This is a genomic window from Streptosporangium sp. NPDC020072 (assembly GCF_040631445.1).
Taxonomy (GTDB): domain Bacteria; phylum Actinomycetota; class Actinomycetes; order Streptosporangiales; family Streptosporangiaceae; genus Streptosporangium.
In genome coordinates this window covers 639,813-655,380 of the sequence record NZ_JBEYAB010000001.1, presented here as the reverse complement: position 1 = coordinate 655,380, position 15,568 = coordinate 639,813, and the positions used below count along the sequence as shown (strand labels likewise).

Genomic DNA, 15,568 nt, shown 5'->3' with positions numbered 1-15,568 from the left:
CAAGATATATCGTGTTTTACTCCTCGTCCTCGTCGTCCAGCCGGGCCAGCCAGGTCGCCAGCCGCTCGACCGGGGTCTCGAACTCGGGGTTCAGGTCGACGAACTCGCGCAGCCGCTCGGCGAGCCAGGTCAGGCTGACCTCCTCCTCGCCGCGGCGCGTGACGAGCTCCTCGATGCCACGGTCGGTGAAGTACATCGTCGTCCTCTCTCAACAGGTCTCTCGGCAGGTCTCAAAGGGGAAAGTCCCCCACAGGATCGCCTGTGGGGGACTTCCTCGGTGTGCGTCGTGCCCGGTCTAGCCGAAGACCTCGTCCAGGATCTGCTGCAGCTCCGTCTCGTGCGCGGAGTGCGAGCCGGTCGCGGGGGAGGAGTTCGCCTTGCGGGAGATCCTCCTGAGCCTGCGGCCGCCGAACGCGTCGGGGTGCTCGACCATCTTCAGCGTCAGGAACGGCCACGGGCCCATGTTGGCGGGCTCGTCCTGCGCCCAGACCACCTCGACGTCGTCGCCGTAGCGGGCCAGCTCGGCCTGCAGCGGGTTCGCCGGGAACGGGTAGAGCCGCTCCAGACGGACGATCGCCACGTCGTTCCTGCCCTGCTTCTCCCTGGCCGCGGCCAGGTCGTAGTAGATCTTGCCGGAGCACAGGACGACCCTGCGGACCTGCGCCGGGTTGACCGTGGCGTCGCCGAGCACGGGCCTGAACGACCCCGAGGTGAACTCGCTGACCGCCGAGACCGCGGCCTTGTGCCGTAGCAGCGACTTGGGCGTGAACACCACCAGCGGACGGCGCCGGTTCGACATCGTCTGCCAGCGCAGCAGGTGGAAGTAGTTGGCCGGCAGCGTCGGCTGGGCCACCGTCATGTTGTCCTGGGCGCACATCTGCAGGAAGCGCTCGATGCGGGCCGAGGAGTGGTCGGGACCCTGACCCTCGTAGCCGTGCGGCAGCAGCAGGGTGACGCTGGAACGCTGACCCCACTTCTGCTCGCCCGCGGTGATGTACTCGTCGATGACGGACTGGGCGCCGTTGACGAAGTCACCGAACTGGGCCTCCCAGGCGACCAGGGCCTCGGGGCGCTCCACGCTGTAGCCGTACTCGAAGCCGAGCGCGGCGTACTCGCTGAGCAGCGAGTCGTAGATGTAGAGCTTCGTGGTGCCCTGGTTGAACGCCTTCAGCGGGGTGTGCTCGGCGCCGGTGACCCGGTCGACCAGCACGGCGTGCCGCTGGGTGAAGGTGCCACGCCGGGAGTCCTGGCCGACGAGACGGACCGGGTGGCCGTCGATCAGCAGCGAGCCGAAGGCCAGGGTCTCGCCCGTGCTCCAGTCGATGCGGTCCTCGGCGACCATCTGGCCCCGGCGCTGGAGCACCGGCAGCAGACGCGGGTGGACGGTGAAGCCCTCCGGCAGGTTGAGCTGCGTTTCGATGATCCGCTTGACCGTCTCCTCGGAGATGCCCGTCGGGGTGTCCTCGTGGGACCAGGGAATGGTCTCCATGGTGTCGGGACGGGCGAACTCACCGGTCGGCTGCTTGACCGCCTCGCGGGTCTCGGCGAAGGCGTTCTCCAGCTTGGCCTGGTAGTCGCGCAGCGCGCTCTCGGCCTCCTCGACCGTGATGTCGCCCCGGCCGATCAGCGCCTCGGTGTAGAGCTTGCGGGTCGAGCGCTTGGCGTCGATCAGGTCGTACATCAGCGGCTGGGTGAAGCCCGGGTTGTCGGACTCGTTGTGGCCGCGGCGGCGGTAGCAGATCAGGTCGATCACGACGTCCTTGCGGAACGTCTGGCGGTACTCGAAGGCCAGCTTGCCGACCCGGACCACGGCCTCGGGGTCGTCGCCGTTGACGTGGAAGATCGGCGCCTGGATCATCCGGGCCACGTCGGTCGCGTACACGCTGGAACGCGAGCTGGCCGGGCTCGTGGTGAAGCCGACCTGGTTGTTGACCACGATGTGCACGGTGCCGCCGGTGCGGTAGCCGCGCAGCTGCGACAGGTTCAGCGTCTCCGCGACCACGCCCTGACCCGCGAAGGCCGCGTCGCCGTGGACGAGCACGGGCAGGACGCTGAAGCCCTCCTCGCCGCGTTCGAGCAGGTCCTGCTTGGCGCGGACCACGCCCTCAAGGACCGGGTCGACCGTCTCCAGGTGGGAGGGGTTGGCCACGACGGAGGCCTTGAGCTTGGAGCCGTCGGGCGAGACGAAGTCACCGCTGGCGCCCAGGTGGTACTTCACGTCGCCGGAGCCGTGGGCGCTGCGCGGGTCGATGTTGCCCTCGAACTCGCCGAAGATCTGGCCGTAGGACTTGCCGACGATGTTGGCCAGCACGTTCAGCCGGCCGCGGTGGGCCATACCGATGACGGCCTCGTCGAGGTCCTCCTCGGCGGCGGCAGACAGCACCGAGTCGAGCAGCGGGATCAGGGACTCGCCGCCCTCCAGCGAGAAGCGCTTCTGGCCGACGAACTTCGTCTGCAGGAACGTCTCGAACGCCTCGGCGGTGTTGAGCCGCTCCAGGATGCGCAGCTGCTCGGTGCGGTCGGGCTTGGCGTGCGGACGCTCGACCCGCGCCTGGATCCAGGCGCGCTCCTCGGGGTTCTGCATGTGCATGTACTCCACGCCGATGGTGCGGCAGTAGGAGTCACGCAGCACGCCGAGGATCTCGCGCAGCTTCATCAGGGGACGGCCGCCGAAGCCGCCGGTGGCGAACTCGCGCTCCAGGTCCCACAGGGTCAGCCCGTGCGACTTGATGTCGAGGTCGGGGTGCTTGCGCTGCTTGTACTCAAGCGGGTCGGTGTCGGCCATCAGGTGACCGCGGACCCGGAAGGCGTGGATCAGCTCTATGACACGGGCCGACTTGGCGACGTCGTCGTCGTGGGTGGCCGAGATGTCCTGGACCCAGCGGATCGGCTCGTACGGAATCCGCAGGGCCTCGAAGATCTCGTCGTAGAAGCCGTCCTCGCCGAGGAGCAGCCGGTGGATCTGGCGCAGGAAGTCACCCGACTGGGCGCCCTGGATGATCCGGTGGTCGTAGGTGCTGGTGAGCGTCATGACCTTGCTCACCGCCAGGCGGGAGAGCGTCTCCGGGGAGGCGCCCTGGTACTCGGCGGGGTACTCCATCGCGCCGACACCGATGATCGTGCCCTGGCCGGGCATCAGGCGCGGCACCGAGTGGACGGTGCCGATCGTGCCCGGGTTGGTCAGCGAGATCGTGGTGCCCGCGAAGTCCTCCACGCCCAGCTTGCCGGACCTGGCCTTGCGCACGATGTCCTCGTAGGCGACCCAGAACTGGCGGAAGTCCATGGACTCGGACGCCTTGATCGAGGGCACCAGGAGCTGGCGGGTGCCGTCGCTCTTGGCGACGTCGATGGCCAGGCCCAGGTTGACGTGCTCGGGCTTGACCAGCACCGGCTTGCCGTCCACCTCCGTGTAGGAGTGGTTCATCTCCGGCAGGACCTTGAGGGCCTTGATGACCGCGTAACCGATCAGGTGCGTGAACGACACCTTGCCGCCGCGACCCCGCGACAGGTGGTTGTTGATCACGATGCGGTTGTCGATCAGCAGCTTCGCCGGTACGGCGCGCACGCTGGTCGCCGTCGGCACTTCGAGGCTGGCCTCCATGTTGGCGGCCGTACGGGCGGCCGCGCCACGGAGTCTGACTTCCTCGGTACCGGCGGGCAACGGGGTCTCCTGCTTGGATCGGGCAGCCGGCGCCGAGGTTGGCTTCGGCGCGGGGGGTGCCGGAGTGGCCGCCGGGGTCACCGGCGCCGCAGCGGAGGTCGGGGGAACGGGAGCGGCCTGGGCCGTCCCGGGGGGCGCGGCTCTGCCCGCCCCGGAGTCAGGGCTGTAATCAGCGAAGAAGTTCCACCAGGCACGGTCCACGGACTCGGGATCCTGGAGGTACTTCTGATATAGCTCGTCGACCAGCCATTCGTTTTGACCAAAGGCTGCCAGCGGGTTTGTCCGCGACGACTCAGACGACACGGCGGAAATCGCCCTCTTCCGCAGATCGGCGTTGATGATAGAGAACCTGTCCAAGGCTACTCGCCCGGACCCGGACCTGCGCCAGTCTGACCGCAGCTCTCCGCCTGATCCTCTCAGGACAGCTCAAAACGGTCATCCCCGGGGGGTCCATCTGGGTGGTACCGGTCTGGTCATTCATGCTCGACGAGCCTGGACTCGATCTTGACGCCCGGCGTCACGGCCTCAAGCAGGGCCTTCAGTTCCTCGCCCGCGGCGTGCAGTTCGTCGAGGGACATGGGGGCCAGGCGCTCCAGCAGGAACAGCGCGTCGGTCGTCTCCTCGGTGATCCGGGTCCGCACGCACTGCCGCCAGTTCCACCGCCTGCAGGTGACACCCAGGTCGTCGCGCCAGACCACCTCGCCGATCTCGGGGGTGTCGATCACGGTCTCGCCCTTGTCGATCACTTCGAACGGCTCGTCGCCCACGGCCCTGACCAGCCTGGCCGCCCCGGCGTAACGGCCGAGGTCCTCTCCGCCGATGGGGAGCCCGTGCCTGACGCTGACCGTGTTGTAGGCGTCGACCACCAGGTTGATCTCCGGCAGCGGCATGCGCCTGACCAACGCGTCGACGGACGGCCTGGTCCGCTGGGGTTTGGCGCCGAATGCCCGGTAGGCCTCCCGCCAGGCCTCGACCTTCGGGTCGTCCGCGGAGACGGCCTCCTGGGCCGCCGTCGCCAGCCAGGCCCTCGACCTGTCGTCGGTCGGGCCGTTGCGCAGGCCGTACACGGCCATGGCCAGGACGGCGAAGTCCGGCCGCAGCGCGCTGACGGCGGGGTCGACCCGGATGTCCTCAATCACGGACCTCAGTCTAGGTCGTCCCCTGTCACATACTTCTCACCTACGATTTCATGCAAAACAAGTAGGAAATATTGACTAAGCGTGGAGTCGTGCGTAGCTTCTCCGGTATGGGCCTCTATCTGACCCGGTGTGCACATGTCGACTTCTGTCGCGTGTTCAGTGCTCTGTGTCCGTGATCACGAACCGACCTCCGTCCCCCCTTCCTTCATCCCTCAGGAAACGTTCGTGATCAAGTTCAGAAACGTCCCGTTCCTTGTGCTGCTCGCTCTCGGCCTCGCGGGCTGTGGCGCGGAGGCCGCGGCCAAACCCGGTGCGCCGGAGACCCTGGAGCTGCGCTACCAGGGCAACGTCGGCGCCGTGACCTTCCCCGAGCTCGCCGAGGACCTCGGCTACCTCGCCCCTGTGAAGCTCAAGTGGATCGGCAACACGATCTCGGGGCCGCAGGACATCCAGGCCGCCGCGACCGGGCAGACCGACTTCGGCGGCGCGTTCAACGGCGCCATCATCAAACTGGCCACCGCCAAGGCTCCCATCAAGGCGGTCGTCGGCTACTACGGCAGTGACGCCGACAGCTACGTCGGCTACTTCGTCCCCGACGGCTCGCCGATCAAGGGTCCCCGCGACCTGATCGGCAAGAAGATCGGCGTCAACACCCTCGGGGCGCACCTGGAGGCCGTGCTCAAGGAGTACCTCAAGCGTGGCGGCCTGACCCCCGAGGAGATCAAGCAGGTCGAGCTGGTCGTCGTGCCTCCGATCAGCACCGAGCAGGCGCTGCGCCAGGGCCAGATCGACGTGGCCGCGCTGAACGGCGTCCTGCGCGACACGGCCCTGCAACGCGGCGGCATCCGCGCCCTGTTCAAGGACATCGACCTGTTCGGCCCCTTCACCGCGGGCAGCTACGTGCTCACCGACAGGTTCATCGCCCGCAACCCCAACACCACGAAGAAGTTCGTCGAGGCGGTCGCCAGGGCCGTCGAGTGGACCCAGACCCACTCCCGGCAGGAGTACGTCGCCAGGGCGGAGGCGATCATCGCCAAACGGCACCGCAACGAGGACACCGCCGCCATCAAGCTCTGGAAGAGCAGCGGGGTCGCGGGCAAGGGCGGCGTGATCGACCCCAGGGAGTTCCAGATCTGGATCGACTGGCTGCAGCGCGCCGGTGAGATCAAGCCCGGCCAGGTCAAGACCGAGGACCTCTTCACCAACGCCTACAACCCGTTCGGAGGCAAGGGATGAAGCTCCAGATCCAGGGCGTCGGCAAGGAGTTCGCCGTCCGCGGCGCCGACCGGCCCTTCACCGCCCTCGACGACGTCGACCTGGACGTGCGGGAGGGGGAGTTCCTCACCCTGGTCGGGCCGAGCGGCTGCGGCAAGTCCACCCTCCTCGACCTGCTCGCCGGACTGGCCGTGCCGAGCAGGGGTCGCATCCTCCTCGACGGGACCCCGGTCGAGGGGCCGGGTCTCGACCGGGGAGTCGTCTTCCAGCAGTACGCGCTCTTCCCCTGGCGCACGGCGCTGTCGAACGTCGAGTTCGGGCTTGAGGCCAAGGCCGTACCGAAGCGGGAGCGCGCCGAACGGGCCAGGGCGCACCTGGAGCTGGTCGGGCTGCGCGGGTTCGAGGAACGCTACCCGCACGAGCTCTCCGGGGGCATGCGCCAGCGGGTGGCCATCGCCAGGAGCCTCGCCTTCGACCCGGAGGTGCTGCTGATGGACGAGCCGTTCGCCGCGCTGGACGCCCAGACCCGCGAGTCGCTCCAGGAGGAGCTGCTACGGATCTGGCAGCGGACCGGCAAGACGGTGGTCTTCATCACCCACGGCATCGACGAGGCCGTCTACCTCGGCCAGCGGGTCGCGGTCATGACCCCCCGCCCCGGCCGGATCAAGCGGATCCTCGACATCGAGTTCGACAGCCGCGAGGGCGACCTGCGGGCCGACGCCCGCTTCGGCGCCTACCGCCACGAGGTGTGGACGCTGCTGCGCGAGGAGGCCGCCGAGGCCGCCAGGATCGAGACGAGGGCCGAGGAGGTGGTCCCCGTTGGCTAGCGTCTCGACCAGGACGGTCTCCACCGAGGTCACCACGCGGGGTCTCGCCAGGGAGGCGCTCCAGGAGGCGTCCCGTACGGCGGGCGCCGTCCCGGGAGCCGGTACCCGCCTGCTGCGCGGTACGGCGCGCGCCGCCGTCGCGGTGGGCAGGCGCACGGCCGCCATCGCCGTGCTGGCCGTGATCTGGGAGGTCCTGCCCCGCCTCGACGTGGTCGACCCCACCTTCCTGCCGCCGCTCTCGCAGGTCCTCACGGCGTGGTGGGACCTGCTCGTCTCGGGTGAGCTGCTCGACCACACCCAGGCCAGCCTGGTCAGGTCACTGGCGGGATGCGTCCTGGCCATCGTGGTGGCCATCCCGCTCGGCCTGCTGATCGGCTGGTACCGGCCGGTCGCCGAGTTCCTCAACCCGCTGCTCGAACTGTTCCGCAACACCGCGGCGCTGGCCGTGCTCCCGGTGTTCGTGCTGATCCTGGGGCTCGGCGAGACGTCCAAGATCTCGATCATCCTGTACGCCTGCGCCTGGCCGATCCTGCTCAACACGATCGCGGCGGTGCGCGGGGTCGATCCGCTGCTGGTCAAGTCGGCCAGGTCGATGGGACTCGGGCCGTTCCGGCTGTTCCAGAAGGTGATCCTCCCCGCGGCGGTACCGACGATCTTCACCGGCATCAGGCTGGCGGGGGCCTACTCGATCCTCGTGCTGATCGCCGCGGAGATGGTCGGCGCCAAGGCCGGCCTCGGCTACCTGATCAACTACGCGCAGTTCAACTTCCGGGTGCCGGAGATGTACGCGGGCATCCTCACCATCTCGGTGCTCGGACTGCTCATCAACCAGCTCCTCGTTCGTCTGGAGCGCCGTTTCTCGACGTGGAGGACCTCCTGATGACCGAACGCAGGCTCCATCTCAACGCGTTCCTGATGGGCGTCGGCCACCACGAGGCGGCCTGGCGGCACCCGGAAACCGACCCCGGCCTGATCGCCGACGTACGGCACTACCAGGAGCTGGCCAGGATCGCAGAACGGGGCAGGCTCGACTCGGTCTTCCTGGCCGACGGGCTGGCCCTGTGGGGAAACGTCCGGCACAACGCCCTCGGCGGCCTGGAACCGCTCACGCTGCTGGCCGCGCTGGCCGCGGTCACCGAGCACGTCGGCCTGATCGCGACCGTCTCGACCACCTACAACGAGCCGTTCCACGTGGCGCGCAAGTTCGCCTCGCTCGACCACATCAGCGGCGGCAGGGCGGGGTGGAACATCGTCACCTCCGCGACCGAGGCGGAGGCGCACAACTTCGGAATCGAACGCCCCTCCCACGGCGACCGCTACGCCCGCGCCACGGAGTTCCTTGAGGTCGTCACCAAACTCTGGGACAGCTGGGAGGACGGGGCGATCCTCAACGACCGCGCCGCGGGCCGCTACGCCGACACCGGCAGGATCCACGCCCTCGACCACGTCGGGACCCACTTCAGGGTCAGGGGCCCGCTGAACACCTCCCGTCCCCCGCAGGGCCATCCCCTGCTGGTGCAGGCGGGCTCCTCGGAGGACGGCAAGGAGTTCGCCGCCCGGTTCGCCGAGGCCGTGTTCACCGCCCAGCAGACCCTCGCCGAGGGGCAGGCGTTCTACACCGACCTCAAGTCCCGCCTCGCCCGGTACGGCAGGCGCCCCGGCGAGCTGCTGGTCCTGCCCGGCATCTCACCGATCATCGGCTCGACCCAGGAGGAGGCACTCCGGCTGGAACGGGAGCTCCAGGACCTGATCATCCCCGAGTACGGCGTGCAGCAGCTGTCCACCATGCTCGGCGCCGACCTGTCCGGCCACCCGCTGGACGAGCCGCTGCCCGAACTGCCCGAGCCGAGTGACGGTCAGCAGAGCAGGTTCAAACTCGTCACCGACCTCGCCAGGCGTGAGCGGCTGACCCTGCGTCAGCTGATCGGCAGGCTCGCGGGAGGCAGGGGACACCGGGTGGTCGCCGGTACCCCGGAACTGATCGCCGACCAGATCCAGGAGTGGTTCACCAGCGGCGCGGCGGACGGCTTCAACATCATGCCGCCTGTCCTGCCGAGCGGCCTGGCGGACTTCGTCGATCACGTCGTACCCGAGCTGCAGGCCCGTGGCCTGTTCAGAACCGAGTACGAAGGCCGCACCCTGCGCCAGAACTACGGGTTGGCGCGACCGGTGTCCAGTTTTGAGCAGTTCGAGCAGAAGGTGTCGGTGGCCTCATGAGCATCGTGACAGTGGTGGGCAACCCGCGGACCGGGTCGCGCACGTACGCAGTGGCCGTCCAGGCGGCGCGGGCCGTGGCCGGGCGGCTCGGCGACGAGTGGTCCGGGCGGGAAGCCGAGGAGGAGGTCGTCGACCTGTCGGTCCTGGCCCCCTGGCTGCTCTCCCCCCAGGCCTCACCCGAGGTGGAGGCGGCCCTCGACCTGGTACGGCGGGCCGACGTGCTGGTGGTCGCGAGCCCGACCTACAAGGGGACCTACACCGGCCTGCTCAAGGTCTTCCTGGACCGTCTTCCCGGGGGCGCGCTCGCCTCGGTCGTCGCGCTCCCGCTGCTGGTGCTGGGTGACGCCAGGCACGCCCTGGCCGTGGAGGTCCACCTGCGTCCTCTCCTGGTCGAGCTGGGCGCGAGCGTGCCGACCCCCGGGCTGGCGGTGGTCGAGTCGCAGATCCCCGCCCTGGACGAGGTCCTCGGTCCCTGGGCCGACAGGGTCGCCCCTCAGGTCAGGGCGGCGCTCACGGCGAAGGGCTCGGTGGACGCGGTGACCCGGGCGTGAACGCGGCAAGGAGGGAGTCCCCGATGAGATCGGGAAGAGAAGGCGTTATGAATAGGTTGCGAATCATAAGCGTGGTTTACGCCCTGGAGGAGGAGAAGTGACCGAGCGGAACGACGCAACCGGTTCCGAGATCCTCTCCGGCGTTTCCGGTGTGGAACGGCTCGCGGGGGAGGACTCGTGACCGAGACCCTCCCCGGCCGAGCCGTGAACGCCGACCGTTTCCGGCAGGCGCTGGCCGTACACGCGGCCGGCGTCGTGGTGATCACCGCGCAGGCGCGGGGGGTTCCCGTCGGCCTGACGGCCACGTCGTTCTCCTCGGTCAGCCTCACACCCCCGCTGGTCTCCTTCTACGTCGACCAGTCCTCGACCACCTGGCCCTCGCTCAGGCTCGCGGAGCACTTCGCGGTGAACGTCCTGGCCAGCGACCAGGCGGAACTGGCCTCAAGGTTCGCCCGCAAAGGCGTCGACCGCTTCGCCGCCCCGACCGAGTGGTGGCCGGGCCCCCAGGGGGTCCCGATCCTCGGGGGCGTCTCCGCCCAGCTGGTGTGCGTCCCCCACTCGACCGTCGACATCGGCGACCACGTCCTCGTCGTCGGCCTGGTCACCGAGACCAACCTCGTCTCCGACGACCGCCCCCTGCTCTACCACCGGGGCAGGTTCGGCCGCTTCACCCCGCACACCTGATCGTCCGGCGGGGACGCCCGAAGGACGTCCCCGCCGGTCAGGCCAGTCGTACGGTGCCCCGCCCGGTGGGAGGCGGCAGGTCGAGGAGGGTGCGGATGCCGGGCGGCGCCGCGCACAGGGCGGCCACCGAGTTGACCGCGTGGGCCGCGGCCCCGGCCAGGCCGTGGGAGATCGCGTCGAGGGAGACCGTCATCTGCGGCACACCCTCGATGTGGACGACGAAACCGGGGGCGGACCAGCGGTCGACCCTGTTGGCGTCCGCCTTGTAGACGCACTCGACGGTCATGAAGGGACGGCCTCTGACCAGCCCGCTGAACGTCCAGCGGGACGCGCAGACCGTGCCCTTCCTGACCAGGCCCGCGGCGATCTCGAACTCCTCCGACGCCAGGTCGAACTCGTCGCTCTCGTCGACCTCGTCGAGGGCCACGCCGAGGGTGCTCGCCACGAGCTGGACACTCTCGGCGAACAGGCCGCGCTGGTACGCACGGAACGGGCGCACCGCGGTCGCGTAGTCCTTGGCCGAGCGGGTGAAGCCGAACAGGTCGACCACGAGCCTGCGGGACGGATGCCCCTTGAAGTCGGAGCACTCACGGACGTAGACGTGGTCGATCCTGCCGGACAGGCCGCTCAGCGCGATAGGGAGCATGTCGCTCACGAAGCCCGGGTTGATGCCGGTGCCGTGCAGGGAGGAGCCGCCCGTCGCGCAGGCGGCCTCGATCCGCCCGACGACCGCCGGGCCGTAACACCACGGGTAGACGAACCCCGTCGTGGTCACGACGTTCTTGCCCGAGGCGAGCAGGGCGCAGAACGTCTCCACGTCGGGTGTCGGATCCCCGTCGAAGGCGGCCGAGGGCAACGGCATGTGCAGCACGCAGTCGGCGTCGAGAGCGAGGATGCGCTCGACGTCGTCGGTGCACAGGACGCCGGTCTCCGGCAGTCCGACGAGCGGACCGGCGTCGAGACCGACTTTGCCGGGGTCGTAGACGAACACTCCGGCGAGTTCGAATTCGGGACGGCGGATCAGATTGCGCAGGGAGTATCTGCCAACGGCGCCCGTGGCCCACTGGACCACGCGGAGGGGCGGCGGTGGGGGCATGGGGGCCTCCAGCCCGGGGTCTTTGGGCAGGGCCGTACTGGGAGGAGTTGCATTGATTACCCTCGCCCGGTAAGTGCAGAAACTTTAGCAGAAATTCACACGCTCGATCACTATCCGCGACGGTCTGACACCCTGTCGTTTTCCTCCGTGCTTCGGGAGGGCGCGGATGTGAACATCATGGCTCACCGGGCGCCCGGGAAGGCATCTCGGAAGGCAGAAGTATGTTCTGTGAAGGCGTATGTGATGTCCGGCAAAACATCCCTGTTGCGACATTTGCGACAAACGCCACGCTTGACAGCGGCCTTGACAAAAGGTCTGTCAGGCCGTTTTGGAACGGTCCGAAGTCATGGTCGGTGAACGCCGGAGTTATGGCGGAGAAGGCGAGGCCGGGCCGCCGCTCCGCCTGGCTACGGGATAGGCGGAACGACGGCCCGGCCGGTCCAAGGAGGCCGTCAGGAGATCAGGCGGTCCGTCAGGGGACGTTGAGCACGAACTCGTAGGAGGCGGCGCGCCCACCGGGCACGGACTGCACGGTCATGAGAAGACGCCGGTCGTAGATCGTGTCGGTCTGGTTGCGCGGCTCACCCGGGAAGTAGAGCTGCGTGGTCAGGATCGGCCTGTTGGGCGCCTGCAGCTTGACGTGGATGTGCCGGGTCCGCCCCGGGTAGAGGCCCGGGACGATCGTGGTCAGGGAGAAGGCGCCGTTGGCGTCGGTGAACTGGTGGCCGCGGAACCTGAAGCCGTAGTTGTCGTAGTTGCCGGCGTTGTCCGCCTGCCAGAAGTCCAGCAGCACATTCGCCAGCGGCTTGCACGAACGGCTGTAAACACGGCCGGTCACCGTCAGCTTGGTGCCGCCCGCTCCCGCCGGGACGATGTTGGCGGTCAGCGGGGAGTTGGGCTTGAAGTACGGCCCCTCCGTCTGTGCGATGGTGGTCGAGCCGCCGGGGGTGCAGGCCAGAGGCAGGTCCTGCCCCTGAAGTGCGGAGGCAGGGCCCGCGATCGCGCCCGCGACCACCGGGGCCGCGATCGCGCCCAGGCCCACCGCCGCGACGAACTGCTTGCGGCTCAGGCCGGACTCCATTTCCTCTTCTGGGGTGAGAGGAATCTCGGACATCGAGGTTCTCCTTCAGCGAGGTGGTGGCCGTGCTGGGGGTGCGCACGGCTCCAGATGTGTATATCCATTCATCTGACTTGCAAGGTTGACTCTAAGTGCCAGTCTGTTGTCAGGGCGTGCCGGGCATAACGCGATGTTGGATCTGAATGGGATTGCCGCCGAGTAGAAACCAGGGGTGAAGCTAGGGTCATCGCCTCATTAACGCCGAGGAGAGCGTCATGCCCACACTCGTCAGTACGGCCGGCCTGCCCCCGAGGGAGCAGGTCGAGTTCTGGCGTAATGTCGTGTCGGACGCCTTCGGCCCGCTACAGCTGCGGGCCGGGGACACCGGGGGGTTCGCCGGCCGCATCGCGAGCCGTACCCTCGGCCCCGTCCAGGTCAGCGACGTACGCGCCCCCGCGCACGTGGTCAGCCGTGCCGCCCGGCACATGACCACCAGGGGAGGCAGGGAGAACTACAAGTTCTGCCTGCTGCTGCGGGGCTCCGGAGTCATCGAGCAGGCGGGGCGCCGCGTCGTGGCGAGCGCCGGAGACCTGGTCTTCTACGACCTCAGCCGTCCGATGGAACTCGTCCTCGACGCCCACCACCTGCTCGCCCTCACGGTGCCGCGCTCGGCCATCCCGCTGCCCGCGGCCCACGTGGCCGACCTGGCGGGCACCCTGCTGGCCAGCAGGCAGGGACCGGGGAGACTGACCGTCTCCTTCCTGACCTCCCTGGCCGCCGAGGGAGACGCCGTCGACGGGCCACACGGCCAGTATCTCGGGGAGGCCATCGTCAACATGGTGACCTCCGCCCTGAGCGAGCGGCTCAGCGGCGAATCGCCGGTACCCGGCGCGGGCGCCGAGCTGCTGCAGTGCATCACCGACTGGATCGAGCGCAACCTGCACCGCCCGGACCTGTCGCCCGCCGTCATCGCGCACGCCCACCACGTCTCGGTGCGCCAGCTTCACCGGATCTTCCACGCGGCCGGCATGACCGTCGCCGCCCACGTGCGGACCCGCAGAATGGACCGCTGCCGCAGGGAACTGTCCACGGCCCACCTGCGCGCCGACCGGGTCAGCTCCATCGCGGCGCGCTGGGGCTTCTCCGACGCCGCCTCCTTCAGCCGGGCCTTCCGGCGGATCTACGGCTGCGCGCCCAGCGACTACCGCGCCGCCCTCGCCGACGAGGACGTCGAGGACGGTACGGCACAGCGACAGCCCGCCTGACCGGCGGCACGGCCACTCGGGAACCGGCGTCCCCGCCCACAAGGCGGGCGGCCGGTGGCCCGAGAACCCGCATCCACCCGGTGGGGGGCGGATGCGACGGCACGGCCTGCGTTCACTTGAGAGTGAACGCAGGCCGTGTCCTGCCTTTTTGCTCCGCCTGGCGGCGTCGCGGGGGCTTGGGCGCTTCGGGTCGGTGCTTTCCCTCGTCTCTCCGTCGCTGCGCTCCTGCGTTCCTCAGTCCAAGCACCGACGCGCCCAAGCCGAAACTCCTCACACTTGGCGCCGGTACGGCACAGGCCAAACCCTTCACGGGCAACGCCGGGGGGCCGGGGGGAGGCGGGGCTGAGAGTCAGTCCATGAGGATGATCTGGCGGAGGGGTTCGCCGGTTTTCAGGGCGGTTATCGCCTCGTTCAGGTCGGCCAGGGGGATTCGGGAGCTGATCAGGCCTTCCAGGTGGAGTTTGCCTGCCTTGTGGAGCTCGGCGAGGAAGGGGAAGTCCCTGCGGACGTCCGCGCCGCCGTACAGGGAGCTGAGGATGTTCTTGCCCTCGAACAACAGGTTGAAGGCGCTCAACGGGACGAGGTCGTCGGAGGCGCCCGCGCCGACCACGATGACGTCGCCGCCGCGGCGGGTCGCCTTCCAGGCGGTCATGATGGTCGCGGAGCCGCCCACGGCCTCGAAGCCGTAGTCGAAGCCCCGTCCACCGGTGATCGTGCGGACGGCGTCGGAGAGCCGGTCGGGGGTGACGGCGTGGGTGGCGCCGAGCTTGAGGGCCAGTTCGTGCTTGGACTCCAGGGGGTCGATCGCCAGGATCGTCGTGGCCCCGCAGACACGGGCGCCCTGCACCACGGACAGGCCGACGCCGCCGCAACCGACCACGGCCACGGTCGAGCCGGGCCTGACGCGGGCGGTGTTGAGCGCCGCGCCGACACCGGTCGTGACGCCGCAGCCGATCAGCGCCGCGATCTCGAAGGGCAGCTCAGGGTCTATCCTGACCGCGCCCTGCCAGGGGACGACGATCTCCTCCGCCCAGGTACCGCATCCGGCCATGCCGTACGCCGGGGTCCCGCCGTCGTAGCGGAAGCGGGCGTTGACGAAGGCGTCCTTCATGTACGTCATGCACAGGAAGGGCTGGCCCGCCAGGCAGTTCGAGCAGGTGTCGCAGGCCGGGGTCCAGTTGACGACCACGTGGTCGCCGGGGGAGACCAAGGTCACGCGCTCCCCGGTCTCGACGACCACGCCCGCGCCCTCGTGCCCCAGCACGACCGGCAGCGGCATGGGCAGCACTCCGCTGATCACCGAGAGGTCGGAGTGGCAGACGCCGGTCGCCCTGATCCTGACACGGACGTCGGCGGGCCCGACGGGGGCGAGGGCGAGGTCGTCCCGGATGTCGAGACGGTCGTCGCCGACGGCGTGCAGCAACGCACCACGCATGGGGAAGCCTTCCTAGTTGCCCTCGATGGAGAGGGCGGCCTTCGGGCAGGACCGTACGGCGTGCCGGACACGGTCCTGTGCCTCCGGCGGCGGTTCGGGCAGCAGCACGTGGAGCTGGTCGTCGTCGTCGAGTTCGAAGACCTCGGGGGCGAGTCCGGTGCAGACGGCGTTGGCCTCGCACACCATGTGGTCGACTTTGACCTTCATGTGAACCTCCTACGCGGGGGACAGGTCAGATGAGGGAACCCGCCCCTGGATCAGACCGTAGGGCACGGACGTCGCGTGTGGTCTGTCACGGGGGGTTCTTCGCGGCCCGCTCCGGGGCCTGACGGCGGGCGCGCTGGTTCACGGTGGAAAGTAGAACATGTTGCATAACGGTGGGCAAGGGCCGTGTGGAACGCCGATCGGTCCCCGGTAGCCT

The 15,568-nt window shown here is 69.0% G+C and carries 14 protein-coding genes; 7 read left to right on the top strand and 7 right to left on the bottom strand.

Features of this window, described 5'->3' with window-relative positions; translation table 11 throughout:
• Window positions 1–16: 16 nt before the first annotated feature.
• The 3 genes from ABZ470_RS03045 to ABZ470_RS03035 all read right to left on the bottom strand — a co-directional run bounded on the left by ABZ470_RS03045 (window position 17) and on the right by ABZ470_RS03035 (window position 4,800).
• Complete coding sequence (locus tag ABZ470_RS03045; protein ID WP_352015124.1) at window positions 17–196, bottom strand: DUF6104 family protein; 180 nt, start codon at window positions 194–196, stop codon at window positions 17–19.
• Window positions 197–295: 99 nt separating this feature from the next.
• On the bottom strand, window positions 296–3,964 hold the full coding sequence (locus ABZ470_RS03040; protein ID WP_362909597.1) for a multifunctional oxoglutarate decarboxylase/oxoglutarate dehydrogenase thiamine pyrophosphate-binding subunit/dihydrolipoyllysine-residue succinyltransferase subunit: 3,669 nt from the start codon (window positions 3,962–3,964) through the stop codon (window positions 296–298).
• A 170-nt stretch (window positions 3,965–4,134) separates the two neighbouring features.
• Window positions 4,135–4,800, bottom strand: a complete 666-nt coding sequence (locus ABZ470_RS03035; protein ID WP_352015126.1) for a phenylalanine--tRNA ligase beta subunit-related protein — start codon at window positions 4,798–4,800, stop codon at window positions 4,135–4,137.
• A gap of 225 nt (window positions 4,801–5,025) precedes the next feature.
• Here ABZ470_RS03035 and ABZ470_RS03030 point away from each other — a divergent pair, with 225 nt between their 5' ends.
• The 6 genes from ABZ470_RS03030 (at window position 5,026) to ABZ470_RS03005 (ending at window position 10,294) form a co-directional block, all read left to right on the top strand.
• Window positions 5,026–6,036 (top strand): ABC transporter substrate-binding protein, encoded by a 1,011-nt coding sequence (locus tag ABZ470_RS03030; protein WP_362909595.1) that lies wholly within the window; start codon window positions 5,026–5,028, stop codon window positions 6,034–6,036.
• A complete protein-coding gene (locus tag ABZ470_RS03025) occupies window positions 6,033–6,842 on the top strand; it encodes an ABC transporter ATP-binding protein (RefSeq protein ID WP_362909593.1) in 810 nt (269 codons plus the stop codon). The genes ABZ470_RS03030 and ABZ470_RS03025 overlap by 4 nt, the downstream gene beginning before the upstream one ends.
• Window positions 6,835–7,722, top strand: a complete 888-nt coding sequence (locus ABZ470_RS03020; protein WP_362909591.1) for an ABC transporter permease — start codon at window positions 6,835–6,837, stop codon at window positions 7,720–7,722. Before ABZ470_RS03025 ends, ABZ470_RS03020 begins: the two co-directional genes overlap by 8 nt.
• Window positions 7,722–9,059 (top strand): LLM class flavin-dependent oxidoreductase, encoded by a 1,338-nt coding sequence (locus ABZ470_RS03015; protein WP_352015130.1) that lies wholly within the window; start codon window positions 7,722–7,724, stop codon window positions 9,057–9,059. The genes ABZ470_RS03020 and ABZ470_RS03015 overlap by 1 nt, the downstream gene beginning before the upstream one ends.
• Window positions 9,056–9,610: an NAD(P)H-dependent oxidoreductase gene (locus ABZ470_RS03010; RefSeq protein ID WP_362909589.1), complete on the top strand. Its 555-nt coding sequence runs from the start codon at window positions 9,056–9,058 to the stop codon at window positions 9,608–9,610. The genes ABZ470_RS03015 and ABZ470_RS03010 overlap by 4 nt, the downstream gene beginning before the upstream one ends.
• A gap of 177 nt (window positions 9,611–9,787) precedes the next feature.
• Window positions 9,788–10,294 carry a flavin reductase family protein gene (locus ABZ470_RS03005; RefSeq protein WP_362909587.1) on the top strand — a complete coding sequence of 169 codons (507 nt, stop codon included), beginning with the start codon at window positions 9,788–9,790 and terminating at the stop codon, window positions 10,292–10,294.
• A 37-nt stretch (window positions 10,295–10,331) separates the two neighbouring features.
• Here the strand turns inward: ABZ470_RS03005 and ABZ470_RS03000 are convergent, their stop codons facing one another.
• Both ABZ470_RS03000 and ABZ470_RS02995 read right to left on the bottom strand, forming a co-directional pair.
• Window positions 10,332–11,390, bottom strand: coding sequence for a dihydrodipicolinate reductase (locus ABZ470_RS03000; protein WP_352015133.1), 1,059 nt, complete (start codon window positions 11,388–11,390; stop codon window positions 10,332–10,334).
• A gap of 472 nt (window positions 11,391–11,862) precedes the next feature.
• Window positions 11,863–12,504 (bottom strand): dioxygenase, encoded by a 642-nt coding sequence (locus ABZ470_RS02995; protein WP_352015134.1) that lies wholly within the window; start codon window positions 12,502–12,504, stop codon window positions 11,863–11,865.
• 218 nt (window positions 12,505–12,722) lie between these two features.
• Here ABZ470_RS02995 and ABZ470_RS02990 point away from each other — a divergent pair, with 218 nt between their 5' ends.
• Complete coding sequence (locus ABZ470_RS02990; protein WP_352015135.1) at window positions 12,723–13,712, top strand: helix-turn-helix domain-containing protein; 990 nt, start codon at window positions 12,723–12,725, stop codon at window positions 13,710–13,712.
• 349 nt (window positions 13,713–14,061) lie between these two features.
• Here the strand turns inward: ABZ470_RS02990 and ABZ470_RS02985 are convergent, their stop codons facing one another.
• Both ABZ470_RS02985 and ABZ470_RS02980 read right to left on the bottom strand, forming a co-directional pair.
• Entirely contained in the window at window positions 14,062–15,147 is a 1,086-nt protein-coding gene (locus tag ABZ470_RS02985; RefSeq protein ID WP_362909585.1) for a zinc-binding dehydrogenase, read from the bottom strand.
• 12 nt (window positions 15,148–15,159) lie between these two features.
• Complete coding sequence (locus ABZ470_RS02980; RefSeq protein ID WP_352015137.1) at window positions 15,160–15,354, bottom strand: ferredoxin; 195 nt, start codon at window positions 15,352–15,354, stop codon at window positions 15,160–15,162.
• Between the last annotated feature and the right edge of the window lie 214 nt (window positions 15,355–15,568).